Raw genomic sequence first — 335 nt, forward strand, 5'->3', positions numbered from 1 at the left:
ATGTTCGCCGCCACGCCCGCCAGCTCCAGGCCGATGACGGCAACGATGGCCCCCATTGCCGCAGGCGGGAACATCACGTCCAGCCAGCCGGTACCGGCTTTCTTCACGATGAAGGAGACCAGGCAGAACAGCACGCCGCACATGATAAAGCCGCCCAGCGCGACCTCATAACCCAGCGGCAGCAACAGCAGAACCGGGGAGATAAACGCGAAGCTCGACCCGAGATAGGCCGGGATTTTGCCTTTACAGATGAAGAGGTAAAGTAGCGTACCGATGCCGTTAAACAGCAGCACGGTAGCCGGGTTAATGTGAAACAGGATTGGCACCAGCACGGT

The 335-nt window shown here is 59.4% G+C and carries 1 protein-coding gene; it reads right to left on the reverse strand.

The window, feature by feature from the left end; translation table 11 throughout:
* The coding region (locus RTW80_RS28110) for a solute carrier family 23 protein (RefSeq protein WP_312721400.1) at positions 1 to 335 on the reverse strand (335 nt) is incomplete at both ends.

This window comes from Escherichia sp. AM3 (genome assembly GCF_032029835.1).
GTDB lineage: Bacteria > Pseudomonadota > Gammaproteobacteria > Enterobacterales > Enterobacteriaceae > Escherichia > Escherichia coli.